General features: G+C 59.1%; 25 protein-coding genes. 12 read left to right on the top strand and 13 right to left on the bottom strand.

The window, feature by feature from the left end:
• The first annotated feature begins 15 nt into the window (after positions 1-15).
• On the top strand, positions 16-573 hold the full coding sequence (locus KGD89_RS00095; RefSeq protein ID WP_025257790.1) for an L-threonylcarbamoyladenylate synthase: 558 nt from the start codon (positions 16-18) through the stop codon (positions 571-573).
• On the opposite strand, the gene KGD89_RS00100 is transcribed toward KGD89_RS00095, so the two are convergent.
• Complete coding sequence (locus tag KGD89_RS00100) at positions 570-1,547, bottom strand: NADPH:quinone reductase (protein ID WP_025257791.1); 978 nt, start codon at positions 1,545-1,547, stop codon at positions 570-572. The two genes, KGD89_RS00095 and KGD89_RS00100, sit on opposite strands and share 4 nt — an antisense overlap.
• A 169-nt stretch (positions 1,548-1,716) precedes the next feature.
• Between KGD89_RS00100 and hemF the strand changes: the two genes are divergently transcribed.
• Both hemF and aroE read left to right on the top strand, forming a co-directional pair.
• Positions 1,717-2,628: an oxygen-dependent coproporphyrinogen oxidase gene (gene hemF / locus KGD89_RS00105; protein WP_025257792.1), complete on the top strand. Its 912-nt coding sequence runs from the start codon at positions 1,717-1,719 to the stop codon at positions 2,626-2,628.
• A gap of 96 nt (positions 2,629-2,724) precedes the next feature.
• The gene (gene aroE, locus KGD89_RS00110) at positions 2,725-3,549 is read left to right on the top strand and encodes a shikimate dehydrogenase (protein WP_025257793.1); all 825 of its coding nucleotides are present in this window, start codon (positions 2,725-2,727) and stop codon (positions 3,547-3,549) included.
• Here aroE and KGD89_RS00115 read toward each other — a convergent pair.
• From KGD89_RS00115 to KGD89_RS00130, 4 genes are all read right to left on the bottom strand, one after another.
• Entirely contained in the window at positions 3,546-5,114 is a 1,569-nt protein-coding gene (locus tag KGD89_RS00115; protein ID WP_025257794.1) for a SulP family inorganic anion transporter, read from the bottom strand. The genes aroE and KGD89_RS00115 overlap by 4 nt on opposite strands.
• Positions 5,115-5,276: 162 nt before the next feature.
• Positions 5,277-5,741: an inhibitor of vertebrate lysozyme family protein gene (locus KGD89_RS00120; protein WP_025257795.1), complete on the bottom strand. Its 465-nt coding sequence runs from the start codon at positions 5,739-5,741 to the stop codon at positions 5,277-5,279.
• A gap of 3 nt (positions 5,742-5,744) precedes the next feature.
• The gene (locus tag KGD89_RS00125) at positions 5,745-5,909 is read right to left on the bottom strand and encodes a DUF1328 domain-containing protein (protein WP_025257796.1); all 165 of its coding nucleotides are present in this window, start codon (positions 5,907-5,909) and stop codon (positions 5,745-5,747) included.
• Positions 5,910-5,967: 58 nt separating this feature from the next.
• Positions 5,968-6,252 (bottom strand): hypothetical protein, encoded by a 285-nt coding sequence (locus KGD89_RS00130; protein ID WP_025257797.1) that lies wholly within the window; start codon positions 6,250-6,252, stop codon positions 5,968-5,970.
• Positions 6,253-6,674: 422 nt separating this feature from the next.
• On the opposite strand from KGD89_RS00130, the gene algB reads away from it, so the two are divergent.
• Complete coding sequence (gene algB, locus KGD89_RS00135) at positions 6,675-8,021, top strand: sigma-54-dependent response regulator transcription factor AlgB (RefSeq protein WP_025257798.1); 1,347 nt, start codon at positions 6,675-6,677, stop codon at positions 8,019-8,021.
• A 10-nt stretch (positions 8,022-8,031) separates the two neighbouring features.
• Positions 8,032-9,819, top strand: coding sequence for a KinB sensor domain-containing domain (locus KGD89_RS00140; protein WP_025257799.1), 1,788 nt, complete (start codon positions 8,032-8,034; stop codon positions 9,817-9,819).
• 56 nt (positions 9,820-9,875) lie between these two features.
• Here KGD89_RS00140 and KGD89_RS00145 read toward each other — a convergent pair whose 3' ends face one another.
• From KGD89_RS00145 to KGD89_RS00170, 6 genes are all read right to left on the bottom strand, one after another.
• Complete coding sequence (locus KGD89_RS00145; RefSeq protein WP_025257800.1) at positions 9,876-11,495, bottom strand: EAL domain-containing protein; 1,620 nt, start codon at positions 11,493-11,495, stop codon at positions 9,876-9,878.
• Between the two features lie 85 nt (positions 11,496-11,580).
• Positions 11,581-12,360: an N-acetylmuramoyl-L-alanine amidase gene (locus KGD89_RS00150; RefSeq protein ID WP_025257801.1), complete on the bottom strand. Its 780-nt coding sequence runs from the start codon at positions 12,358-12,360 to the stop codon at positions 11,581-11,583.
• Positions 12,361-12,456: 96 nt separating this feature from the next.
• Entirely contained in the window at positions 12,457-14,487 is a 2,031-nt protein-coding gene (locus tag KGD89_RS00155) for a diguanylate cyclase (RefSeq protein WP_025257802.1), read from the bottom strand.
• Positions 14,484-15,359, bottom strand: a complete 876-nt coding sequence (locus KGD89_RS00160; protein ID WP_025257803.1) for an endonuclease/exonuclease/phosphatase family protein — start codon at positions 15,357-15,359, stop codon at positions 14,484-14,486. The genes KGD89_RS00155 and KGD89_RS00160 overlap by 4 nt, the downstream gene beginning before the upstream one ends.
• Before the next feature lie 12 nt (positions 15,360-15,371).
• On the bottom strand, positions 15,372-16,016 hold the full coding sequence (locus tag KGD89_RS00165; protein WP_025257804.1) for a thiol:disulfide interchange protein DsbA/DsbL: 645 nt from the start codon (positions 16,014-16,016) through the stop codon (positions 15,372-15,374).
• Positions 16,017-16,201: 185 nt separating this feature from the next.
• Positions 16,202-16,816 (bottom strand): c-type cytochrome, encoded by a 615-nt coding sequence (locus KGD89_RS00170; RefSeq protein ID WP_025257805.1) that lies wholly within the window; start codon positions 16,814-16,816, stop codon positions 16,202-16,204.
• Positions 16,817-17,162: 346 nt separating this feature from the next.
• On the opposite strand from KGD89_RS00170, the gene yihA reads away from it, so the two are divergent.
• Entirely contained in the window at positions 17,163-17,801 is a 639-nt protein-coding gene (gene yihA / locus KGD89_RS00175; RefSeq protein ID WP_025257806.1) for a ribosome biogenesis GTP-binding protein YihA/YsxC, read from the top strand.
• 206 nt (positions 17,802-18,007) lie between these two features.
• On the opposite strand, the gene polA is transcribed toward yihA, so the two are convergent.
• Complete coding sequence (gene polA / locus KGD89_RS00180) at positions 18,008-20,770, bottom strand: DNA polymerase I (RefSeq protein ID WP_025257807.1); 2,763 nt, start codon at positions 20,768-20,770, stop codon at positions 18,008-18,010.
• 74 nt (positions 20,771-20,844) lie between these two features.
• Here polA and KGD89_RS00185 point away from each other — a divergent pair, with 74 nt between their 5' ends.
• Positions 20,845-21,129, top strand: coding sequence for a DUF2782 domain-containing protein (locus KGD89_RS00185; protein ID WP_025257808.1), 285 nt, complete (start codon positions 20,845-20,847; stop codon positions 21,127-21,129).
• A gap of 37 nt (positions 21,130-21,166) precedes the next feature.
• Positions 21,167-22,117 carry a homoserine kinase gene (locus KGD89_RS00190; RefSeq protein ID WP_025257809.1) on the top strand — a complete coding sequence of 317 codons (951 nt, stop codon included), beginning with the start codon at positions 21,167-21,169 and terminating at the stop codon, positions 22,115-22,117.
• A 64-nt stretch (positions 22,118-22,181) separates the two neighbouring features.
• Here KGD89_RS00190 and znuA read toward each other — a convergent pair whose 3' ends face one another.
• Positions 22,182-23,117 (bottom strand): zinc ABC transporter substrate-binding protein ZnuA, encoded by a 936-nt coding sequence (gene znuA / locus KGD89_RS00195; RefSeq protein ID WP_025257810.1) that lies wholly within the window; start codon positions 23,115-23,117, stop codon positions 22,182-22,184.
• A 67-nt stretch (positions 23,118-23,184) separates the two neighbouring features.
• Between znuA and KGD89_RS00200 the strand changes: the two genes are divergently transcribed.
• From KGD89_RS00200 to KGD89_RS00215, 4 genes are read left to right on the top strand one after another with little or no spacing between them, the layout of a single operon-like run.
• Positions 23,185-23,667 carry a Fur family transcriptional regulator gene (locus KGD89_RS00200; protein WP_025257811.1) on the top strand — a complete coding sequence of 161 codons (483 nt, stop codon included), beginning with the start codon at positions 23,185-23,187 and terminating at the stop codon, positions 23,665-23,667.
• Positions 23,667-24,464 carry a zinc ABC transporter ATP-binding protein ZnuC gene (znuC, locus tag KGD89_RS00205; protein ID WP_025257812.1) on the top strand — a complete coding sequence of 266 codons (798 nt, stop codon included), beginning with the start codon at positions 23,667-23,669 and terminating at the stop codon, positions 24,462-24,464. The genes KGD89_RS00200 and znuC overlap by 1 nt, the downstream gene beginning before the upstream one ends.
• A complete protein-coding gene (gene znuB, locus KGD89_RS00210; RefSeq protein WP_025257813.1) occupies positions 24,457-25,245 on the top strand; it encodes a zinc ABC transporter permease subunit ZnuB in 789 nt (262 codons plus the stop codon). Before znuC ends, znuB begins: the two co-directional genes overlap by 8 nt.
• A gap of 38 nt (positions 25,246-25,283) precedes the next feature.
• Positions 25,284-26,009, top strand: a complete 726-nt coding sequence (locus tag KGD89_RS00215) for a PA5502 family lipoprotein (RefSeq protein ID WP_025257814.1) — start codon at positions 25,284-25,286, stop codon at positions 26,007-26,009.
• Positions 26,010-26,039 lie beyond the last annotated feature (30 nt).

Raw genomic sequence — 26,039 nt, forward strand, 5'->3', positions numbered from 1 at the left:
AGCGGAGATACATCAATGGTCAGCAGTTGGCGTGTGCAGCAAGCCGCTCGAGATATTCGTGCCGGAGCGGTGATTGCCTATCCAACCGAGGCAGTCTGGGGACTTGGTTGCGATCCGTGGGATGAAGAAGCGGTTTATCGTCTGCTGGCGATCAAATCGCGGCCTGTGGATAAAGGGCTGATTCTCATCGCCGACAACATCCGTCAGTTCGACTTTCTGTTCGAGGACTTCCCCGAGCAGTGGATCGACCGCATGGCCAGCACCTGGCCGGGTCCCAACACCTGGCTGGTGCCGCATCAGAACCTGCTGCCCGAGTGGATCACCGGTGTGCATGAAACCGTGGCCCTGCGCGTGACCGATCACCCGACCGTGCGTGAGCTGTGTGCTCTGGTCGGCCCCCTGATTTCCACCTCTGCCAACCCTGCCGGTCGCCCCGCTGCCCGCACGCGTCTTCGCGTGGAGCAATATTTCCGTGGGCAGATCGATCTGGTGCTCGGCGGCAGCCTGGGCGGTCGCCGAAACCCCAGTGTCATTCGAGATATCGAGACCGGCCAGGTGGTGCGACCCGGTTAAGGAATCAGAATCGTCGATCCCGTGGTGCGCCGTGCCGACAGTTCGATCTGCGCCTGGGCGGCGTCCTTCAGGGCGTATTGCTGGATATCGTTGAGCTTGATCTTGCCGCTGGCGAGCATGTTGAACAGGTCATCGGCCATCGCTTGCAGGTTCTGCGCGTTGTTGGCGTAGCTGCCCAGGGTCGGGCGGGTCACGTAAAGCGAACCCTTCTGCGCCAGAATCCCCAGATTCACGCCTGAAACCGGACCGGAGGCATTGCCGAAGCTGACCAGCAGACCGCGAGGTGCCACGCAGTCGAGGGAGGTCAGCCACGTGTCCTGGCCGACGCCGTCGTAGACCACCGGGCACTTCTTGCCTTCGGTCAGTTCCAGTACCCGGCTGGCCACGTTTTCATGGCTATAGTCGATGGTTTCCCACGCACCCAGGGCTTTGGCGTGCTCGGCCTTTTCCGGTGAGCTGACGGTGCCGATCAGGTTTGCTCCCAGAGCTTTCGCCCATTGGCAGGCCAGCGAACCTACGCCACCGGCAGCAGCGTGGAACAGAAAGGTTTCGCCGGGTTTGACCAGATAAGTCTGGCGCAGCAGGTATTGCACTGTCAGGCCTTTGAGCATGACGGCTGCCGCCTGCTCGAAGCTGATGGAATCGGGCAGCTTCACCAGATTGGCCTCGGGCAGTACATGCAACTCGCTGTAGCCGCCCAGCGGGCCTGTGCCATAAGCCACACGGTCGCCCACCTGAAAGCGCGTCACTTCGTTGCCGATGGCCTCGACAATGCCCGCGCCTTCCGTGCCAAGCCCCGAAGGAAGCGAGGGTGCCGGATAAAGGCCGCTGCGGTAATAGGTATCGATAAAATTCAGGCCAATGGCCTTGTTGCGAACCACGACCTCTTGCGGGCCGGGTTGGGCCGGCTCGAAGTCGACATATTCAAGAACTTCGGGTCCTCCGACAGTGCTGAACTGGATACGCTTTGCCATTTGCTATCTCCATGCTGAAACGAATCGTCAGATAGGCTATCGGACTCCTTCAAGTGATTCTCGTCAACTGCGAAGGCAGGTCGGCCAGTGGTATGCTACGCGCCAATTTGCCTGTACCCCTTGGCATTCGGGGGGCTCAGCCGTTTGAAGTCAGCATCAGGGATCAACTATGACTACCCGTACCGAGGCCGTAAAAGCCTACCTGCTGGATCTGCAAGACCGAATCTGCACGGCCCTGGAGCTCGAAGACGGCAGCGCACACTTTGTCGAAGATGCCTGGACACGTCCTGCAGGTGGCGGTGGTCGAACGCGGGTCATCGAAAACGGCTCTGTCATTGAAAAGGGCGGCGTCAACTTTTCCCACGTCTTTGGCAGCAACCTGCCGCCGTCGGCCAGTGCTCACCGGCCCGAACTGGCCGGGCGCGGCTTCGAGGCCCTGGGTGTTTCACTGGTGATTCATCCGCACAACCCCCATGTGCCGACTTCCCACGCCAACGTGCGGTTCTTCATCGCAGAAAAAGAAGGCGAAGAGCCGGTCTGGTGGTTCGGTGGCGGTTTCGACCTGACGCCTTACTATGGCGTCGAAGAGGATTGCGTTCACTGGCACCGGGTTGCCGAGCGCGCCTGCGCGCCGTTTGGCGATGACGTCTATCCCCGTTACAAAGCCTGGTGTGACAGCTATTTCCACATCAAGCATCGCAACGAGCCACGCGGGGTTGGAGGCCTGTTTTTCGACGATGTGAATCACTGGGATTTCGACACCAGCTTCGCTTTCATGCGCGCCATCGGTGATGCCTACATCAACGCCTACCTGCCGATTGTGCGTCGTCGCAAGGCCACGGCTTATACCGTGCAACAGCGCGAGTTTCAGGAATTCAGACGTGGCCGTTATGTCGAGTTCAACCTCGTCTATGACCGCGGCACGCTGTTTGGCCTGCAATCGGGTGGCCGTACCGAATCGATCCTGATGTCCCTGCCCCCGCAAGTGCGTTGGGGTTATGACTGGAAGGCTGCGCCGGGCAGCGAAGAAGCTCGCCTGACCGAGTACTTCCTGCAGGATCGGGACTGGCTGGCTGAATGACATAGCCCTGATTTTTGTGGGAGCGGATTTATCCGCGAATGAATGCGTTCCTACACAGACCTGCACCGGGCGATAAACACATCAACAGGAACACAAATGGACCAGTACGTCGTATTCGGTAATCCCATCGGCCACAGCAAGTCGCCATTGATCCACAGCCTGTTCGCCAGGCAGACAGAGCAGCAACTGGATTACCAAACCGCGCTGGCGCCACTGGATGACTTCACGGCCTTCGCCCGGAATTTTTTCCAGACTGGTCGCGGAGCCAATGTGACGGTGCCGTTCAAGGAAGAAGCTTATCGCCTGGCTGACAGCCTGACCCAACGTGCCCGGCGCGCAGGTGCCGTGAATACCTTGAGCAAGCAGGCCGATGGCACGTTATTGGGGGATAACACCGATGGCGCCGGGCTGGTGCGTGATCTGACGGTCAATTACGGTGTCAGCCTGCAAGGCCAGCGTATCCTGCTGCTCGGTGCCGGTGGCGCTGTTCGGGGGGCTCTGGAACCGTTGCTCGCGCAGAAACCTGCTGCACTGGTGATTGCCAATCGGACAGTGGAAAAAGCCGAAAACCTGGCTCAGCTCTTTACCGACCTCGGTCCGGTATTCGCCAGCGGTTACGACTGGCTGGAAGAATCGGTCGACCTGATTATCAACGCCACCTCCGCCAGCCTCTCGGGCGAGTTGCCGCCGATTGCCCCCAGCCTGATCCAGTCGGGTCATACCTTCTGCTACGACATGATGTACGGCAAGGAGCCGACCGCCTTCTGTCGCTGGGCGAGCGAACACGGCGCAGCCCAGGCTGTGGATGGCCTGGGTATGCTTGTGGAACAGGCTGCCGAAGCCTTCCTGCTATGGCGCGGCGTGCGGCCGGATTCCACGCAGGTCCTGGCCGAAATGCGGCGGCAGTTGGCGAGCGCCTAATCCTCGAACAGGATCGGGCACTTGTCCGCGCCTTCCAGCTTCTGCAATTCTTCGACGACCTGCTGCCGGGCGCGGCGTAAAGTCAGCGTTCGGTCCTGTTTGAGCAGGCGTCGTGCCTCCTGGTGCAGCATTTCCACGCCCGAATAGTCGATGAAGTTGATGTGCTGGGCGTCGATCACCACGTGCTTGCCTTCCGTGCGTTGCAGGCGGGTTTGCAGGTAGTGACTGGCGCCGAAGAAAATCGACCCGCCGACGCGCATGATGTCTTCGTCACCTTCGCGCCACTGCTGCACCTTGGGCTGCGACGTGCGCTTGAGGTAGAAGAACAGTGAAGCCAGCACGCCCGCGTAGATTGCGGTCTGCAACTCCAGCAGCAGGGTTGCGACACAAGTCAGCGCCATCACGAAGAACTCTGAACGGCTGACCCTGAACAACGCCGCGATACCGCGATGATCCACCAGCCCCCAGCAGATCAGCAGAATCGAGGCCGCCATGCCCGGAATCGGAATGTGGGCAATCAATGACGCGCCCACAATGGCGAACAGCATGACCCACAGCGCCGAAAATACACCCGCCAAAGGCGAGCGTGCACCGGCTTCATAACTCAAGGCGGCGCGGGTAAAGGAACCTGCAGACATGTAGCCGGAAAACAGTGAGCCAACCATGTTCGACAGGCCCTGGGCGCGGACTTCCTGGTTGGCATTGATCAACTGTTGAGAGCGCGCCGACAGCGAACGGGCAATTGACAGGCTGTTTACCAGCCCGAGCATGCCTATGGCTACTGCGGTGGGCAGCAGTTTGAGGATCAACTCCAGGTCCAGCGGCAGCGGGCTGAAAGGCGGTAACTGTCCCACGAAAGCCTTGACCACCTTCACATGGCCAAACATCGCAGGCCACAGCCAGGCCAGCAGGCTGCTCGACACCAGCGCGATCAATAGCGTCGGCCAGCGCGGCACGAGATATTTCAGGGTAATGCCCAGCGCCAGAGTCAGCAGACCGAGAATCAGCGAGGGCTTGTCTATTTCCTGGCTGTGTTCGAGGACCGCCGTCAGGCTGTTGAGGGCGGTGTTCTGGCTGGGCAGGTCGATCCCGGTCAGATTCGGTATCTGCCCCAAGGCAATCACGATGGCCGCACCCAGCGTGAAACCCAGCACCACGGAATGCGAGACGAAATTCACCAGCGCGCCGAAGCGCATCATGCCCAGCAGCAACTGAAATGCTCCGGCAATGAACGTCAGTAACAGGATGAGGGTGATGTAATCCTGACTGGCCGGAACCGCCAAAGGGCTGATGCTGGCATACAGCACGATGGAAATGGCGGCTGTCGGCCCGCAGATCAAATGCCACGAAGAACCCCACAGACAGGCGATCAGTACCGGCACGATGGCGGCGTACAAGCCATATTCCGGGGGAAGACCGGCGATCAGCGCGTAAGCGATGGATTGTGGCAGTGCCAGAACGGCACCACTCAACCCGACCAATGCATCACGGCCAACGCTGGCGCGGGTCTGTCCGGGCAGCCAGGCGAGAAAAGGCAGGAATTTATGACGGTTGAACCAACCCATGAAACCCTCGTCGATTGGTTGCGGCAGCCAAGGTTACACGGCAAGACGGCGCTTATGCACTCGCAGCGCAGCCAGTATCATCTGAAGAAGTCGAGGGATACGGGAGATCAGGCATGCGCGAGTGTGTCCGCATGCCTGATCCTGAAGAGATGTCAGGGGGAATCAGTACCAGTTCGGGTCTTTGCTCAATTGCTCTTTCAGCAATTGCTGCATGCCTTCATCCGGTTTGCCCAGGAAACGGTAGGTCGCATGCCGGGTAGGCGATTTGTCGGCCGGGAGTCCGGCAGGCACTTCGACCAGCATGGCGTAGGCATCTTCCTTATCGAGGCTGAACGACACGATGAGGCGTTTGCTGCGACAGGTTTCTGCGGTTTCGCACAGAGGGCCGACGAGGTAAGGGTCCCCGTCTTCGGTAACGGCTGTCATCTGTTCGGAAGTACCGGACAGGTTGATGACCCATTCGGGCAACCGTTCCTCTTTCTGTACAACCTTGGTCCACGTCTGGCGGTACTCGGGCGCAGAACTCAACAGCTCATTGACACGAGCCTGACCGTCATTGGCGGCTACTGCCATGGTACTGCCGCCCATCAACAGGGCGGCGGCCAGTGATTGCAAGGATTTGCCCATTACTCAGCCTCGTCCACGGCGTCCGAAGAAGAAAGATACGACGAACATGACCAGGAACACGATGAACAGAATCTTGGCGATACCTGTTGCAGTGCCTGCGATACCACCGAAGCCCAGGACGGCAGCGACAATGGCGATGATCAAGAACGTGATAGCCCAACTCAGCATGGTGATACTCCTTTTTACAGCTATTTGAATTTGGAACGTTTCGTTCGGTTTTTCCGGATCAGAAGATCCATTTTTGCGGCGTTACTACTTCTTCGTTTGCAGACACCAGACCCTCTACCGGCTGGGTTCCGAGTCCATTGATCTGTGCAGTGCGCGTCAGGCTCTGATGCGACATGCTGATCTTGATGATTTTCTGTTGGGTCTGGGCCGCTTCACGCGACTGATCCCAGCTCTGGAATTGCTGGACCGCAATCAGGGTAACGAGCAAGGCCAGCAGCAGAAAAAGGCCTTGTTGGATGTGCAAGGATGAAATACGCAAATGAGCAATATGCTGGCTGTTCATCCTTAAACTCCCTTTACCTGAACGGTGTGGTGAATGTGGTTGGCCATAAGGTCAGGCCTTGGATGAAAGGGATATTGCAGGCTGCATGCCATTTTTTTATTTTTTAATAATCTAAATAAAATCAAAGGCTTGAGATATTCTCGAAAAAGTTCCGGCCAGCAAGCTGCACGATCGACCCCCTGCGGTCGTGCGTTCTGCACGAATGCCTGAAAGCCTGTTCAAACCTATAAATCCGTGGCATCGGGAGGTCATGGTTGCGAACCATGACAGGCGGAATAAATATCGTCAGGAAAATCAGGTGGTTAGCCAAGGCTCGAACAGATAGCTAACATGCATGTCACAGAATCAATCAGAATCAACCATGCAACTTGCCCGATGATTCCGACACTAACCAAGATCATTTACTTAGGAGCGTAGGAAAAATGGAGACAGCCACTGAGAATCAGGGCCGTATTCTGCTAGTGGACGACGAGTCCGCCATCCTTCGCACGTTCCGGTATTGTCTGGAAGATGAGGGTTACAGTGTCGCCACTGCCAACAGCGCAGCCCAGGCCGACACCTTGATGCAGCGCCAGGTGTTCGACCTGTGCTTTCTGGACTTGCGTCTGGGCGAGGACAACGGGCTGGATGTCCTGGCGCAGATGCGTATTCAGGCGCCATGGATGCGCGTAGTGATCGTCACGGCCCATTCGGCGGTCGATACCGCGGTCGATGCCATTCAGGCCGGTGCCGCCGATTATCTGGTCAAGCCTTGCAGCCCGGACCAACTGCGTCTTGCCACTGCCAAACAGCTGGAAGTCCGGCAGTTGTCTGCCCGTCTGGAAGCGTTGGAGGGTGAGATACGCAAACCCAAGGACGGCCTGGACTCACACAGCCCGTCGATGATGGCCATTCTGGAAACGGCTCGGCAGGTTGCCGTGACCGACGCCAACATCCTGATCCTGGGCGAATCCGGTACCGGTAAAGGTGAACTGGCTCGCGCCATTCATGGCTGGAGCAAGCGGGCCAAGAAGTCCTGCGTCACCATCAACTGCCCTTCCCTGACTGCCGAACTGATGGAAAGCGAACTGTTCGGTCACAGTCGTGGAGCCTTTACCGGCGCCAGCGAAAGTACCTTGGGTCGTGTCAATCAGGCGGATGGCGGCACGCTGTTTCTTGATGAAATCGGCGATTTTCCACTCACGTTACAACCCAAGTTGCTTCGCTTTATTCAGGACAAGGAATACGAGCGCGTCGGCGACCCGGTCACGCGGCGTGCCGATGTACGGATTCTGGCGGCCACCAACCTGAACCTGGAAGACATGGTGCGCAGCGGGCGCTTCCGTGAGGATCTGCTGTATCGCCTGAACGTGATCACCCTTCACCTTCCGGCGCTGCGTGAGCGAAGCGAAGACATTCTGACGCTGGCTGACCGCTTCCTGGCGCGCTTCGTCAAGGATTACGCCCGACCGGCTCGCGGGTTCAGCGACGAAGCCCGTGCGGCACTGCTCAACTACCGCTGGCCCGGCAATATCCGTGAACTGCGTAACGTCATCGAGCGCGCCAGCATCATCTGCCCGCAGGAGCGTGTCGAAGTCAGCCATTTGGGCATGGCCGAAGTCCCGACCAACAACGCGCCTCGCGTGGGCGCTGCCTTGAGCCTGGATGAGCTGGAAAAGGCTCATATCGGTGCGGTCCTGGCTACCAGCGACACGCTCGATCAGGCCGCGAAGACTCTGGGCATCGACTCTTCGACGCTTTATCGCAAGCGTAAGCAGTACAACTTATGAGTTGTTCTGTATGAAACTGGCAATGAAGTTACGTACCCGCCTGTTCCTTAGCATTTCGGCGTTGATGACGGTTGCGTTGCTGGGGCTGCTGCTGGGTCTGGTCAGTGTCATGCAAATGGCCAAGAGTCAGGAAGCGCTGATCCAGGGCAATATCAGCAACCTCGAGCTGGGCCTGAAGCTGCGGCAGAACCTTGGTGATCAACTGGTGATAATGATCAGCCCGTCGCCTGACAAGCGCGTGCTGAAGACCTATCAGGATGAGTTTCACACGTTGCTGGCCGAAGGCATCGAGCGTGATGCGCAAAACATGGTGCAGGGTCGCTTCGAGAATACGAGCCGGTACTATCAGCGTTTCATCGAGGCCTCTCAGCGCTTCGCGGACGACACGCGTGCAATGCATGAAAATCCGGAGCTGCGGGACAGCTTCGACGCCTTGCGCAACGACTTGCTGGATACCCATGGCGAGGCCCTGCAGAACATCAGCACTGCCGAAGCCTATTCCCGGGAGCGTGCGCTGTGGATTGCCGGGTTGCTTGGGTTGGTAGGCATCGCGGTGCTGTGCGTCGGATTCATCACTGCCCATGGCATTGCCCATCGCTTTGGCGCTCCCATCGAGGCCTTGGCCAAGGCGGCCGATAATATCGGCCAGGGCAACTATGAAGTGACGCTGCCGATCTCTTCGGCAGCCGAAATGAACCTGCTGACCCGACGTTTCGGCCTCATGGCCGAGGCTTTGCGTCAGCATCAGGCCACCAATGTCGATGAGTTGCTTGCTGGCCAGCAGCGTCTGCAAGCGGTGCTCGACAGCATCGACGACGGCCTGCTGATGATCGATCGCCAAGGCCGTCTGGAGCATTTGAACCCTGTAGCTCAGCGCCAGCTCGGCTGGGACGAGAGTCGTCTCGGGCGTGGTCTGGGTGAAGCGCTGGAGCATCCAGAACTGGATGAACAGTTATTCCTGATCCTGCGTGGCGGGACTCTGGAGCATGCGCCGGAAGACCTGGGTATCGATATCGATGGCGAATCCAGGCTGCTGACCTACAGCCTGACACCCGTCAGCCATACCAAAGGCCACATTCTCGGTGCCGTGATGGTGCTGCGTGATGTGACCGAGCAACGGGCGTTCGAGCGGGTGCGCAGCGAGTTCGTCCTGCGCGCTTCTCATGAACTGCGCACACCGGTGACCGGTATCCACATGGCCTTCGGGTTGTTGCAGGAGCGTCTGCATTTTGCGGCAGAGTCCCGCGAAGCGGACTTGCTCAATACCATCACCGAAGAAATGCAGCGCCTGATGCAACTGATCAACGACCTGCTGAATTTCTCGCGTTACCAGAACGGATTGCAGAAACTCAAGCTGGCTCCTTGCTCAATCAAAAACCTGCTCGAAGAAGCCAGAGGCCGCTTCGAGGAACAGGCCAGGTTGCGCGACATCACTCTGATGCTGGACATTCAGGAGCCCGTCTCCCATTTGCATGCCGATCAGGCGCAGCTGGAGCGGGTGCTGGATAACCTGCTGGACAACGCACTGCGTCACACCCCTGAAAGCGGCTTGATCCGCCTGCAGGCCCGCCGTCATGGCGAGCGTGCAATCATCAGCATTGAAGACAACGGCGAAGGTATTCCTTACGGGCAACAAGGAAGAATCTTTGAACCGTTCGTGCAGGTAGGCCGCAAGAAAGGAGGCGCCGGTCTCGGCCTGGCGCTGTGCAAGGAAATCGTGCAACTGCACGGTGGGCGAATGGGCGTCTACTCACGACCTGGGCAGGGGACGCAGTTTTACATGGCGTTGCCTCTGTGACGGGTAACTGTTCTCCTACTCCGGGATCGGAAACGCAAAAACCTGGCTTGCTGCCCTCACGCCACATCATCTTTGCGCCGCCCCGTCCCTCTTCGACCGCCGGTGACCAGTTCGCAGAATCGGGTGGCGGTCAGAGGGCGGGCGAATAGCCAGCCCTGGCCGTAGACGACGCCTTCGCTCCTGAGCAGGTGGGCCTGGGATTCAAACTCTATGCCTTCGGCGATCACCCGCAATTGCAGGGCGTGGGCCATGCGGATGATATGGGGCGCCACACCGCTGCTGGCGGCGTCGTGGCCTAATGCATCAATGAAGGCCTTGTCGATTTTCAGGCAGTCCACCGGCAAGGTTTGCAGGTAGGCCAGGCTGCAATAGCCGGTGCCGAAGTCATCGATCAGGATCTGATGGCCGCGGTCGCGCAGCATTTGCAGGTGGTTGCGCGCCACGACCACATCGATCAGGCCGCGCTCGGTCACCTCGAACGCGATCTGTCGGGCAGCCACCTTGTGCTGGGCCAGCAATCTGGCCGTTACGCGACCAATACGCGGGGCGATGACATCGCAGGCTGCCAGGTTCACCGAAACGTACAGATGCGGGTTGGCGCGCAATAGCGGTCCGAGTTTTTCCAGCGACTGCTGCAAGACAAAGTCGGTGATTTGGCGGATCTGCCCGGTGTTTTCAGCCAGCGGGATGAACAGGTCCGGGCTGGTCAGTGTGCCGTCCGGCCTGCGCCAGCGCACCAGCGCTTCGGCACCCACACACAAGCCGGTTTCAAGGTTGAAGATGGGTTGATAGAGGACTTTCAATTCCTCGCGCCGCAACGCCCCCGATAACTCGGCCCCCAGGGATTTGCGCTGCTGCATCAATTGCAGGACCAGCGCCGCGATGCATAAAGACATTAACAGGCTGGCGGGCACCAGCAACCTCCAGGCTCCGGTGATCTTTACCTGCAAGTCGGTGCGCGGGGTTATCAGCACCAGTTGATATTCCGGGCTCTGGGTGGGCATGCGGTAGATCAGTTGGTTCGCTGTCGTGATCAGCGTGGTGTTGCTGTCCGGCAACCAGTCTTTCACGGGCGGCCAGGCTTGCGCCGGTCCCAGCACCGGTATCGCCCGGGTGCCGTTATCGAGTACCACCAGCAGACTGCCGCCCGCCGGAAGATCCACCACATCCGTCAGATGTCCCCGTGAAGTCGATATCCGAAAATCGCCACGGCCTAATACCAGTGCCGCCAGATTATCGTCCGGCTGGGTCGAGGTGTTGAGCCAGTAATCGTAGGTCGGGCCGCGAATGTCGGGCTCCCGTGGTTCGCTGAGCACCTTGGGCCGTGGCCAACTGGAGCAGGTGCGTGCGTCTCCCACATACGCGGCTTCATAAATGAAGCGGTGGCTGGAAATGACCTCGCGCAAGCGCCCGACCATCTCCGGGCTGCATCGCCTCAGCGGTTGCTGCTCCAGTTGATCCAGCCCGGCTCTCAGTTGACCGAAAAGCTGCTCCAGTCGCACCAGGAAGCGCTCGCCCTGAGCGTTCATCTGCAGGCTTTCGTTTTGTCGCGCCTGATGCATGGCCAGCCCGAAACTGCCGAATAAAAAGACAGCCGCGCTCAACAAGGCCGCCAGCAACGCCAGCAGCCAAGGGTGGGAAAGGTGAATGCGAAAGCGCGTTTGCGCGATGAGCATCGGTGGATATCCGCATGGAATATCCATCAGGTATAGCAACAAGCGCGCAAATAGCTTGGTAAAGAATGCAGCCCTGAAGCCAGATTTAGTCGACCCGGTTGAGCACCTTCAGGATGGCTGCGCTCTGGATATCGGGTTGCCCGTCGAAACGCGCCGGACGGTAATGCATCTGGAAAGCAGCCAGAACGTTGCGTGTAGCGGTGTCCAGCTCGCCGGTCTGCGGCGTGGTGTAACCCAGGCGTGCCAATTGCTCCTGGAACCAGACGATGCTGGGCAGGTTATCCATCATCTGTGCCTGACGCTGGGCGACCTGCCGTTCGTCTGGCCAGATGCCGATACCCTCATGAGCCAGTCGTTTCCAGGGGAACAGCGGTCCCGGGTCCAGCTTGCGCATCGGGGCGATATCGCTGTGTCCGATGATGTGACGAGGGTCGATATTGTTGCGCTTGATGATGTCCTTGAGCAGCACGATGATGGACTGGACCTGGCTTTCGGTGTACGGATACCAGAGGCGTCCCGTGGGCGTATCGGTGTAGCCGGGGTTGACGATTTCGATGCCGATCGAGCTGGAGTTGAGCCAGGTGCGGCCTTCCCATTCACTCTCGCCGGCATGCCAGGCGCGGGCACTTTCATCGACCAGCTTGTAGATCGTCGCCGGGTTGTCGTCGCCTATCAGGTAATGGCTACTGACTTCGCCATGAGTCAACAGCTCCAGCGAGCGCTCAAGCGAGGCGGAGGTGTAGTGCATGATGACGTATTGAACCCGGCCGTCATAGTTGACCGAAGGATGGCTGGTATCGAGTTTTGGCCCGCTGGAGCAGGCAGTCAGGACCAGAAGGAGGAATGCAGGGAAGAACAGCTTCATGGCAGTCAGGATACGTCGGCAGCGAATGCAACATCATAACAAAATGCGACTGAATTGCTTCATCTGTGAAACGTCGATGGATTCCAGATGTTTCAGTCAGCCCTGTTCGACGCGATTCCTGCCGTTTTCCTTGGCCCGATACAGCGCCTGATCGGCCCGTTTGAGCGCGATATCGCTGCGCTCGCCTGTGCGCAAGGCGGTTACGCCCATGGATACTGTGATCGTTACCCGTTCACCCTTGAAGTGAAACGGGCACAGTTCGACCGCAGCCCGCAGTTCGTCGAGCAGTGTCAATGCTGTCGAGAGGTAGGTGGCAGGCATGAGCATGACGAATTCTTCGCCACCGAAGCGGGCCAGGAAGTCTGTAGGGCGGATGCGTTTTTTCAGGACGCTGGCCACGATCTTCAGCACCTTGTCACCGGCCAGATGCCCGTAGCCATCGTTGATCCGCTTGAAGTGATCCAGATCCAGCATGCACACCAACAGGCTGTTCTTGTCCTGTTGCCATTGCGCGACCTCCTGCTCCAGACGCTCGCCCCACGCCGCACGGTTGGGCAGGCTGGTCAGCGGGTCGATCAGGGCTTTCTGGCGTTGCTCTTCAAGGTGAGTCCGGAAACCCAGGGCTTCCTGCTCCATGCTGGCGACGCGGGCTGCGAGACCTTGCAGTCGCGAGGCGACTTCCTGCTCGCGGTCATCCCGTTTGCGCTGATAGTGATCCATCGTGCTGAGCAGGCCTTCCAGTCGCTTATCCAGTACCTGTTTGAGGCTGGGCAGGTCGGAGGCGTCCTGGACGCTGCTCTGCAAGCCACCCACCTGTTCGCGCAACTGCTCGTTGAGATCGCGGGCGGTGGACTGGTTTTCTGCATGATCTTCGCTGGCGGCCTGCAGATGGCTCTGGAAAGACTCCAGCCGCTCGTTGAGCTGCTTGAGATACGTCCCGAATTCCTGCTGGCCACCGTTATTGATCGCCAGCATCAGAACGGCCAGATCGTCGAGGATCGGCAGCAGTTCATACCAGTTGAGCCCGTGTTTGAGGCGTAACTGCATGTCTTCGACTTGGGGGCGATGGTGCTCTGACAAGGTCAGGTCCTTGAGCAGCCCCAGCAAGGTTTCTTCGATATGAGACGCCACCGAGCTGTAGCTCGGCTCCGGGGAGTAAGGCAGGGAATAATTGGGATCGCCTTCGCTGGCTTCTTCCTCATCGAGCGCTGGCTCATCTTCTTCGCTGTCGCCCTCGACGGGGGCCTGCACAACGGGTACATGCTCGTAAGGCACGGTGGGCGTTGGTGTCAGCAGGTCTTGCGGCGGAGCCGGCACCGGTGCGGGAACCGCTTTTTCGACTGGGGCGGGAGCAGCGGCTACCACCTCAACCGGCTTTGGCGCTTCAGCGACGGGCTCAACCACAGGTGTGGGAGCGGGAGTCTCTGTCTTTGCCTCGGCTTTGGGTGTTTCAATCTCGATTTTTGGTGCAGGTGCAGGCACGGGCCTCGAAGGCGGCTCAGCTACCTCGTTGACGTCTTCATGCTCAGGCTCGGCAGAGGCAGGTACAGACGGATGAACGAGCTGAGCGCTTTCGGGGCCATGGGCCGCCTCGCCATGTTCTTCGCGGGTGCCGAACAGGCGTTGCAGGATTCCGGGGCGAGGGCCTTCTTCGTGCTTTTCAAGCAAGGTCAGCGCCTTGCCTTGCAAACCGCTGAGTTCGCTCAGCAGCAACGGCAATTCCCGAGCCTGGGCGGCGCGGTCCTCAAGATCCTTGGCAAAACGCTTGAGGGGTTTGCGTACCTCGCGGGGCAGCGGCAAGGATTGCAGTTGGGTTACCAGCGCATTCAAGGCGCTGCTGATCTGCCCGACCCGCACTTCACGACGTTGCTCAGAGTCCAGCACTGCCTTTTCAAGGCGCGGTATCAGAGCGGCCAAGCCCGCATCCATGTCGTCCTTGCGCACGATTTCGCGCATTTCCTTCATGCATTCGTCGACAGAGCGGTCGGTACCTTCCGCCGCGAGACTACTGCGGACCAGACCTCGGCGCAGCAAGTCGAGCCGGGCGTTCCAGCGTTCCGCCAGTCTGTCCTGCTGCTCGATACCCTTGAGATACTTCTCTTTCCAGCGCTCGGCTTCTTCGCTCATTCAAGGGGTCCACCAGAAAGCACGGGTAGCGAGTCCCCACACAGCGAAGCAGGCAGGCGAATCTCTACAGCAACGGGCAGGTGATCGGAAATGGGTTGGGCCAGTACCTGAACACGTTCGAGCGTCAGTGTCGGGCTGAGCAGAATATGATCGAGGCAGCGCTGTGGCCGCCAGCTGGGAAAGGTTGCCTCGACTTGCGGGGCCAGAAGACCAAGATCGCGCAGCGGCGAATGTTCCAGCAAGTCGTTGGCATGGGTGTTCATGTCGCCCATGAGGATCTGGTGGCGATAACCGCCAATCAGTTCCCGGATATAGGCCAGTTGCCGTACACGAGTGCGTGGCCCAAGGGCCAGATGCATCATGACCACCACCAGCGCGTCCTCGCCTTCCCCGAAACGGACAAGAATGGCACCGCGTCCGGCAGGTCCGGGCAATGGGTGATCTTCGATCTTGCCGGGACGCAGGCGGCTGAGCACGCCATTGCTGTGCTGGCCCAGACGACCCAGGTTGCGATTGAGCTGCTGATACCAGTAGGGAAAGGAACCGAGGTGGGCCAGATGTTCGACCTGATTGATGAAGCCGGAACGCAGGCTGCCGCCATCGGCTTCCTGCAACGCCACCAGATCGAAATCGTTGAGAAGATCGCCGATCTTCTGCAGATTGCCCGCACGTCCACCGTGGGGCAGCAGATGTTGCCAGCCGCGTGTCAGGTAGTGCCGGTAACGCTCGGTGCTGATACCGACCTGGATGTTGAAGCTGAGCAACCGAAGCCGGCCATCGGCTGGCAGTCCGCTTTGCAGCAGATGGTGTTCGTTGACCTGCGGATCATGCAGGCCAACGACTCGCTCCGTGCCCTTGCCCCAGCGGCGCATGGCGAACGGCTCTTACTTGCTTGCCTTGGCGGCCGCTCGCTCTTTGGCGATCAGCTGGTCAGCAACTTCCAGGGTCGCTTCCGGGCCACCGGAGCTGCCCAGGTCGAAACGGTATTTACCGTTAACGATCATGGTCGGTACGCCGGTCACTTCGTACTTCTTGGCCAGCTCCTTGTACTGGGCAATCTTGCCTTTCACTGCGAAGGAGTTGAAGGTTTCGAGGAACTTGGCTCTGTCGATACCCTGTGTGGCGACGAAATCAGCCATGTCTTCCGGCTTGGTCAGCGGCTTGCGGTCTTTCTGGATTGCGTTGAATACAGCCGCGTGAACCTTGTGCTCTACGCCCATGGTGTCCAGGGTGATGAACAGTTGACCGTGGGCATCCCAGGCGCCGCCGAACATTGCCGGGATACGGACGAAATTGACGTCCTCAGGCAGTTTTTCAGCCCATGGGTTGATGGTCGGCTCGAATGCATAGCAATGCGGGCAGCCATACCAGAACAACTCTACTACTTCGATCTTGCCTGGCTCGGAAACAGGCACAGCGCTGTTCAATACAACATATTGCTTACCAGCTTCGATGGGTGCGGCAGCCTGGGCGGACATACCGAACAGGCTGGCGGCAACCAGAGCGGCGCTGATGATCAGATTACGCATGCTTTACTCCTGAGCAGATTGAGTCGCCTTGACGCGACGGTTTTTCGACCAGCCACCAAGGCGTGAGTTCTTAGTGTAACGCTGGCGATCAAAAAAAAGGGCAGCCCGGGCCACCCTTTTTGCATGTGTCATGAAGCACGTCACGTCTGAACCGCAGATTGCTTGCACGAATGCCTGTGAATCGATCAGTGCAGGCCCTGGATATATTGCGCCAGAGCCTCGATATCCTTGTTGCTCAGCTTGGCCGCGATAGAGCGCATGACCATGGTGTCACCATCATTGACCCGATCGCCTTCGCGGAATGCAGTCAATTGTTTCTTGATGTAATCGGCGTGCTGGCCACCCAGATGTGGATAACCGGCCGGAGCATTGCCGGTGCCGTCAGGTGAGTGGCAGCCGGTGCAGGCTGGCATGCCCTGATCCAGCTTGCCGCCGCGGAACAGTGCTTCGCCGCGGGCCACCAGACTGGCGTCGGCTGCACCGATGCTGCCTTTCTGGCTGGCGTAATAGGCGGAGATGTCCGCAAGGTCCTGATCGTTGAACGGAGTCAGCAATCCGGTCATTTCCAGTACCGGTCGCTTGCCATCCTTGATCTCGTGCAACTGCTTGAGCAGGTAGCGCTGGCCCTGGCCTGCCAGTTTCGGGAAGTTGGGAGCCAGACTGTTGCCATCAGTTCCATGACAGGCGCCACACACGGCTGCCTTTGCCTGACCGGCAGCCGCATCGCCGGTAACGTCGGCTGCCTGGGTCGCCCCACTGATGCCCAGCGTCAACAGCAGACTCACGAATAATTTGTTCATCAGGTAATCCAGATCGGCTAATGGTGAAAAGTTAGGTAGCAGGTGATTTGCTCATCTCCAGGATGATGGTTCGCAAATGCTGACTACTGCGGTCCTTGCACATTTCACGCGCGGCATTGTTACGATCCTGGCAAAAGGAGCTCCAAAACCCTCTTGCGCAGTAAAAACCTTTCAGGTTGAAAGCGGACTGCGTTCTAATGCGCATATTAGTTCTCGCTTCGGTGTTCTTCCCCCGCTGCCGGGGAATTCACACACAAAATTTGCGGCATTATATACTCGCGCTATCCAAACGGAAACGACACCTCTTGCCGCACCCCTTGCAGGCAAGGCCTTCACCGGAAATCACATGCAACTCAAGAACCCCATCCTCGGCCTGTGCCAACAGTCCACTTTCATGCTCAGCGCCGCCAAGGTCGATCAGTGCCCTGATGACGAAGGCTATGAAGTCGCGTTTGCCGGGCGTTCCAACGCGGGCAAGTCCAGCGCGCTCAATACGCTGACCCACGCCAGCCTGGCGCGCACCTCGAAAACGCCGGGGCGTACGCAACTGCTGAACTTCTTCAAGCTTGATGACGACCGCCGTCTGGTGGACCTGCCCGGCTACGGCTACGCCAAAGTGCCGATCCCGCTCAAGCAACACTGGCAGCGTCACCTGGAAGCCTATCTGGGCAGCCGCGAAAGCCTGAAGGGCCTGATTCTGATGATGGACATCCGTCATCCAATGACCGACTTCGACATCCTCATGCTGGACTGGGCAATCGCCAGCCAGATGCCGATGCATGTCCTGCTGACCAAGGCTGACAAACTGACCTACGGCGCAGCCAAAAACACGCTGCTCAAGGTTCAGTCGCAGATCCGCAAGGGCTGGGGCGAAGCGGTCACCATCCAGCTGTTCTCGGCACCAAAGCGCATGGGCCTGGAAGAAGCCTATACCGTTCTGGCCGACTGGATGGAGCTGGAAGACAAAGCGCCTGCCGAAGGGTAAATCGCAGGCAAAAAAAACCCCGGACTTCATATGGGGAGGGGGGAAGTTCGGGGTTCAAGGTCCAGACCCTTAGGGCGGGATCCGGATATCTGCCAACACTTAACACAACTAGGAGCATGACGGGTTTCTCAACCCGTCGAAATCTCTGACTCGCAGCTGGCCGGTTAAGTTCCCGGCCAGCCGAAAAGTTCATGCAGGCAGGGCGATCAGTGCGCCTCGTCCCAGTTGTTGCCCACGCCCACTTCAACCAGCAACGGCACGGCCAGTTGCGCAGCGCCGCTCATATGCGGGCGAATCTGCTCGCTGATCTGCTCGACCAGATCCTCGCGCACTTCCAGTACCAGTTCGTCGTGAACCTGCAGGATGACGCGGGCATCGAGGCCCGACTCTTCCAGCCAGCTGTTCACTGCAACCATGGCTTTCTTGATGATATCGGCGGCTGTGCCTTGCATCGGTGCGTTGATCGCTGTGCGCTCGGCCCCGGCGCGTTTCATGCCGTTGTCGGAGTTGATGTCCGGAAGGTAGAGGCGACGCCCGAAGAATGTTTCGACATAGCCCTGCTCTTTGGCTTTCTCGCGAGTGCGCTCCATGTACTCTCGCACGCCAGGGTAGCGAGCGAAGTAACGCTCGATATACGCCTTGGCCTGCTTGCCATCGACGCCGATCTGACGAGCCAGGCCCGATGCGCCCATGCCGTAGATCAGCCCGAAATTGATCGCTTTGGCGCTGCGGCGCTGATCGTTGGTGACCTCATCCAGCTCGACCCCGAAAACCTCGGCCGCCGTCGCACGGTGCACGTCCAGGCCATTGCGGAAAGCATCCAGCAACCCTTCGTCGCTGGCCAGGTGCGCCATGATCCGCAACTCGATCTGCGAATAGTCCGCTGCCAGCAGTTTGTAACCCGGCTGGGCAACGAATGCCTGACGAATCCTGCGCCCTTCTGCTGTGCGCACCGGGATGTTCTGCAGGTTGGGTTCGCTGGACGAGAACCGTCCCGTTGCGGCGCCCGCCTGGTTATAGGACGTGTGAACGCGACCGGTCCTCGGGTTGATCTGCCCTGGCAGGCTGTCGGTGTAGGTGCTTTTCAGCTTGCTGATCGAGCGGTACTGCAACAGCAAGGTGGGAAGCTCATGGCCTTGCTCGGCCAGCTTGACCAGCACATCTTCCGAGGTCGAAGGCTTGCCCGTGGGCGTTTTGCCAAGAATCGGCAGGTTCAGTTTTTCATAAAGGATTTTCCCGAGCTGGGTCGTGGAGCCCAGGTTGAACTCCTCGCCTGCCAGAACAAAAGCCTGGCGCTCCAGTTCGACCATGGTGTTGCCCAACTCGACACTTTGAATGCCGAGCAGATTGGCATCCACTTTCGCGCCTTCGCGTTCGATCTTCGCCAGTACAGGCACCAGCGGCATTTCGATTTCGGTCAGAACGCGGGACAGCGCAGGCTCGGCTTCCAGCTTTGCAAAAAGAGTCTGGTGCAGACGCAAGGTCACGTCTGCATCTTCAGCCGCATAAGGGCCGGCCTGCTCCAGAGCTATCTGGTCGAACGTCAGTTGCTTCTTGCCTTTACCGGCGATGTCTTCAAAGCTGGTGGTCTGGTGACCAAGATACTTCAGCGCCAGGCTGTCCATGTTGTGGGCAGTGGCTACGGAATTCAGCACATAGGACTCAAGCATGGTGTCGAAGGCAACGCCTCGCACGGTAATGCCATTTTCCTGATCGCCACCAATGGCGCAGTTGGCCAGAATGTTCATGTCGAACTTGGCGTTCTGCCCGACCTTCAGGATGGCCGGGTCTTCCAGCAGCGGCTTGAGGGCCAGCAATACGGTGTCGCGGTCCAGTTGGTCCGGCACGCCCATGTAGGAGTGGGTCAGCGGAATATAGGCGGCTTCACCGGTCTTGACCGCAAAGGAAAGGCCCACCAGTTGCGCCTTTTGCGCATCCAGCCCGGTGGTTTCGGTATCGAAGGCGATCAGTTTGGCGGTGCGCAGTTTTTCCAGCCAGACGTCGAAGCGGGCCTGATCGAGGACGGTTTCGTAGTGCAGCTCGATTTCGGAGGCGACTTCTTCCTTGACGATTTCCACACCGGCGCGCTTGGCTTGCCGTTGCAGATCCTCAAGCCAGCTCTTGAATTCAAGCTCGGTATAAAGCTCGGTGAGCTTTTCCAGATCCGGCTCGCCGACCTGCAACTCGTCGAGAGTGATGTCCAGCGGCACATCGACCTTGATGGTCGCCAGCTCATAGGACAGAAACGCCATGTCGCGATGTTCTTCGAGCTTGGGTGCCAGGGTCTTGGCTCCCCGGAAGGCCATGCCCGCCACCGAGTCGAGGTTTTCATACAGCTCTTTCAAGCCACCGCCCACACCCACCAGCAGGCCCACGGCCGTTTTTTCGCCTACGCCTGGAACGCCGGGGATGTTGTCGACTTTATCGCCCATCAGGGCCAGATAATCGATGATGTGCTCAGGACCGACGCCGAATTTCTCTTTAACGCCAGGGACATCCAGCACGCTACCGGTCATAGTGTTGACCAGCGTAATGTGGCCGTCGACCAGTTGCGCCATGTCCTTGTCGCCAGTGGAGATGATCACCGGCCGATCCGCCGCCGCGCTACTGCGCGCCAGGGTGCCGATCACGTCGTCAGCCTCGACACCTTCCACGCACAGCAGCGGGTAACCCAGCCCTTTGACGCAGGCATGCAACAGGTCGACCTGGACGCGCAGATCGTCCGGCATGCTTGGGCGGTTGGCTTTGTACTCGGCGAACAGATCGTCCCGGAAAGTCCCGCCCTTGGCATCGAAAACCACCGCGAAGGGGCTTTTCGGGTATTGCCGGCGCAGGCTCTTGAGCATGTTCAGCACGCCCTTGACGGCCCCCGTCGGCAAACCTTTGGACGTGGTGAGAGGTGGCAGCGCATGAAAGGCGCGGTACAGGTAAGAAGAACCGTCCACCAGGACGAGGGGCGCTTGGCTCATGAGCAGAATCAACCTTTTCGGCGGGGTCGGCGCTAGAATGCGAGGACCATTGACGACAAAGGGACAAGGTTATCATGCGCACGGCAAATCGACTGTTGTTGGCTGGGCTGTTGGTATTTTGTCCCCTGGTGATTGCAGCCGAGGATTCTCCTGCGGACGCTCCAGACGTTACCATTCGCACCGACGGCGACAAGACCATTCAGGAGTACCGTCAGAACGGATTTCTTTATGCGGTGAAAATCACGCCCAAGAATGGAAAACCTTACTTTCTTGTGCGTGCCGATGGTACGAGTCCCAATTTCATCCGTTCGGACCAACCGGACATGCTGATCCCTCAATGGGAAATATTCAGCTGGTAACACCCTAAATTCACTTAATTTTGCTGGCAGTCCTGATATGTCCGTTTTTACCCCACTGGCTCGGCCCGAGCTGGAAACATTTCTTGCCCCGTACGGGCTCGGCCGTTTGCTCGACTTTCAAGGCATTGCCGCAGGTAGTGAAAACACCAATTACTTCATCAGTCTGGAACAGGGCGAGTTCGTCCTGACCCTCGTCGAGCGTGGCCCTATTCAGGATTTGCCGTTCTTCATCGAACTGCTGGACGTGCTGCACAACGCCGACTTGCCGGTGCCTTACGCCCTGCGCACCACCGATGGTCAGGCGCTGCGTGAACTTGCGGAAAAACCGGCGCTCCTGCAGCCGCGGCTGCCGGGCAAGCACATCAGTGAACCCAACACCCAGCATTGCGTGCAGATCGGCGAGCTGCTCGGCAATCTGCATCTGGCGACGCGCGGCAATGTTCTGGAGCGCAAGACCGATCGCGGCCTAGACTGGATGCTCAGCGAGGGCACGAACTTCCTTTCGCATCTGGGCGAGCCACAAAGAACACTGCTGGAAAAGGCCTTGCAGGAGATCGAAGCGCTCAAGCCGCAGATCATGGCGTTGCCTCGGGCCAACCTGCACGCCGACCTGTTCCGCGACAATGCCCTGTTTGAAGGTACGCACCTGACCGGGCTGATCGACTTCTACAACGCCTGCTCCGGCCCGATGCTGTATGACCTGGCCATTGCGTTGAACGACTGGTGCTCCCATGAATACGGCCAGATCGACCCGGTACGCGCCAGAGCCCTGCTGGGCGCCTATGCGGCCTTGCGACCGTTCACCGCTGCTGAAACAAAACTTTGGGCAACCATGCTGCGCGTGGGGTGTGTGCGTTTCTGGCTGTCACGCCTGATCGCGGCTGAGTCCTTTGCCGGGCAAGACGTGCTGATCCATGATCCGTCAGAGTTCGAGAAGCGCCTGGCACAGCGCCAGGATGTTCATCTGCCGTTGCCGTTTGCGCTGTAAAGAGGTTTTTCGCGCATGAATTCGCTCCTACGCCGAAGGAGCGAATTCATGCGCGAAGCAAGCGCTACAAACCTTCCAGGCACCCCGCCAGATCATCACCCAGCTTCTGCAACACCTGCTCATAACCTTGAGCCGTCGCCGGTGTGTAGCCGCCCAGTGCATCCAGTTCAGCCAGTTTCACCGGCAAGCCCGCCGTCAGGGTTTCGGCGAGGCGCGGACGCAATGGCGGCTCGCTGAACACACAGGTCTTGCCCACTTCCTTCAAGCGCTCGCGCATGGCTGCGACATGCTGGGCGCCGGGCTGGATCTCTGCTGCGACGCTGAACACGCCGGTGTGCTTGAGCCCATAGGCCTCCTCGAAGTAGTCGAAGGCTTCATGGAAGACGAAATAAGGTTTGCCCGACACAGCGCTGACGCGGCTTTTGATCCGGGTATCCAGCGCATCGAGACGCTTGGCGAAGGCTTCGGCATTGCTCTTGTAGCGAGCGGCGTTGTCCGGATCGGCGGCGCCGAGGTCGGTAGCCATCTTCGCGGCAATCACCCGGGCGTTGAACGAGGACAGCCACAAATGCGAGTCCAGGCTGCCCGGCCGGTGATCGTGGTCGTGCTCGTCTGCACCATGACTATGGTCGTGATCGTCATGTGAAGCATTGTCAGCCTCGAAATGACGCAAATGCATGCCGGGCAAACTTTGCACAGCAACCGCTGGCAGTTTGCGGCCCTGAATGACACGCGGCAGGAAGCTTTCCATGTCCGGGCCGATCCAGTAGAGCAGTTCGACCTCGTTCACACGCCGTACGTCGGATGGACGCAAGGCATAGTGATGCGGCGATGCGCCGGGCGGCAAAAGTACTTCAGGTGTACCCACGCCATCCTGTACGGCAGCCGCAATCAGTTGCAATGGCTTGATGCTGGTCAGGACCCGAACCTCGGCCTGGGCGGGGGCGGCAGCCAGCCAACTGGCCGACAAAACGACAAAAAGGTTAAAAAGACGGCGCACTTGAACCACTCATATAAGACAGGAACGGGTAACATAATAACGTCTCTAGCAAATATCGTCGCCGCTCATGCCTATTACACCGCTGGCCAGCCGTCCTCATGATCACTCACATTGCGTGCATTCCGCGCTCACAGAAGCCGATGCGCTGTGCGCCAGCAAAGGTCTGCGCCTGACCACGCTGCGTCGTCGCGTGCTGGAACTGGTCTGGCAAAGTCACAAGCCGTTGGGTGCATACGACATCCTTGCCGTGCTGAGCGATGAAGACGGTCGCCGCGCCGCGCCGCCTACCGTTTACCGGGCGCTGGATTTCCTTCTGGAAAACGGCCTGGTGCATCGCATTGCCTCGCTCAACGCCTTTACCGGCTGCAACCACCCGACCCACGCGCATCAGGGCCAGTTCCTGATCTGCCGCGAGTGTCACGCCGCCATTGAACTGCAGCATGCTTCCATCAGCGATGCCGTGATCAATGCTGCCAAAGAAGTCGGTTTTCAGGTTGAAGGCCAGACCGTCGAAATCGTCGGCATCTGTTCCGGTTGCAAGGCCGCCTGATGAGTAATGCGTTGATTCGCCTGGAGCAGGTCGCTGTCACGCTCGCCGGGCAAAACGTGCTGCACAATATTCAGTTGAATGTCAGCCCTGGCGAAATCGTTACCCTGATCGGCCCCAACGGCGCTGGCAAGACGACGCTGGTGCGTGCCGTGTTGGGGCTGCTCAAGCCCGATGCCGGTACAGTCTGGCGCAAGCCTGGCCTGCGGGTCGGTTACATGCCGCAAAAGCTGCATGTGGACCAGACCCTGCCGCTCTCGGTGCTGCGCTTTCTGCGGCTGGTACCGGGCGTTGATCGTTCGGCGGCTCTGGCTGCGTTGCAGGAAGTGGGTGCCGAAAAGGTCATCGACAGCCCGCTTCAGGGGATTTCCGGCGGTGAGATGCAGCGCGTTCTGCTGGCCCGTGCCTTGTTGCGCGAACCTGAGCTGCTGGTCCTCGATGAGCCGGTGCAGGGTGTCGACGTGGCAGGTCAGGCCGAGCTCTACAGCCTGATTACCCGTTTGCGGGATCGTCACGGTTGCGGCGTGTTGATGGTTTCCCATGACCTGCATCTGGTGATGAGCACCACCGATCAGGTGGTGTGCCTGAACCGTCATGTCTGTTGCTCCGGCCACCCGGAACAGGTCAGCAACGATCCGGCGTTCGTCGAACTGTTCGGCAAGAATGCGCAAAGCCTGGCGATCTATCACCACCATCACGACCATGCCCATGACCTGCATGGCGAAGTCGTGAGTGGCGACGCGACGCCCGCGTCCCCTGTTCACACCCATGTCCATGGAGACAACTGCAAGCATGGCTGATTTTCTTCTTTACGCCTTGCTCGCAGGCTTGGCCCTGGCAGTGGTCGCGGGGCCTCTCGGGTCGTTCGTGGTCTGGCGGCGCATGGCGTATTTTGGCGACACCCTTTCTCACGCTGCCCTGCTGGGTGTGGCGCTGGGCTTTCTGCTGGATGTCAGCCCGACGATTGCCGTGACGGTGGGCTGTCTGCTGCTGGCGATCCTGCTGGTCACGCTGCAACAGCGTCAGCCCCTGGCTTCGGACACGCTGCTGGGGATTCTTGCCCCGAGTACCTTGTCCCTTGGGCTGGTGGTCTTGAGCTTCATGCATGAAGTGCGTATCGACCTGATGGCCTACCTGTTCGGTGACCTGCTGGCGATCAGCCCGACGGACCTGGCCTGGATTCTGGGCGGCAGCGCACTGGTTCTGGTGCTGATCGTCTGCCTGTGGCGACCGTTGCTGGCGGTGACGGTGCATGAGGAACTGGCCAAGGTCGAAGGCCTGCCGGTAGCCTCGTTACGCATGACGTTGATGCTGCTGATTGCCGTGGTGATTGCCGTCGCGATGAAAATCGTCGGGGTTCTGCTGATTACCTCGCTGTTGATCATTCCCGCTGCTGCGGCACAACGTCACGCCCGCTCTCCGGAACAAATGGCACTGGGCGCAAGCCTTATTGGCGTGACGGCTGTGTGTATTGGGCTATCGTTGTCATGGTTCAAGGACACCCCGGCCGGACCGTCTATTGTGGTATCCGCTGCGGCTCTGTTCTTGCTCAGCTTTGTTCTCCCCAAGCGAGCGGTGTAGACTTGCTCGTTTTTTGCGCAACTTAGAGAATCGCAGGAATGAAGCCTCTCGCCTCCCGTTATCTGCTGCTTTTCGCATTTTCCATCCTGTTGGGTGCCTGCCAGAGTGCCCCGACTGTTGAAACGCCTGTGGCCGAAGCTCAGCCAGACGGGTTCGCTCAGCTGGAGCAAAGCATTACCAGTAATGAATTGGCGACGGCCGAAGAGCAATTGGCGACCCTGCAGGCCGCAGCACCTACTGACATCCGCCTGGAACCCTTCCAGCGCAGACTGGCCGAGGCCTATCTGAGCCGCAGCCAGATCGGCCTGCAGAAAGGCGACATGAACGCCGCAGCTGCCGCCTTGAGCCGTGCTCGTGCGCTGATGCCCAAGGCACCGGCGCTGACCAGCGGGGTCAATGGCGCCATTGCCCATGCCCGCAAGGCAGAGCTGGAAAAAGCCGAAGCTGAATTGCGCGCTGCTGAAGCCAGGCGCGTTGCGAAGCTGATCGACCCGGACGCCGAAAGCACGACCATCGATTTGAAAATCGGTGACATGCCGCAATTGCGTCGCCAACTGGATGCGATTGCCTCAGACGCCGTAGCTTTCAATTGCGAAGTGCTGTTGCAGGTTCCTCGCACCGATGACTACCCATGGCTGGCAACATTGCTGACCAAGCGCGTGGTCAAGATCAATCCTGATTTCGAGCTGGAACTGCGCCGTCAGATCGAGCGTGATGAGTCAGCGCAGATTGTTTTGACGCCGGCCAAGCCTGTTCGCGAATGAATTCGCTCCTACGGAGCGAATTCATTTGCG

It is taken from the genome of Pseudomonas cichorii, from assembly GCF_018343775.1.
Lineage (GTDB): Bacteria > Pseudomonadota > Gammaproteobacteria > Pseudomonadales > Pseudomonadaceae > Aquipseudomonas > Aquipseudomonas cichorii.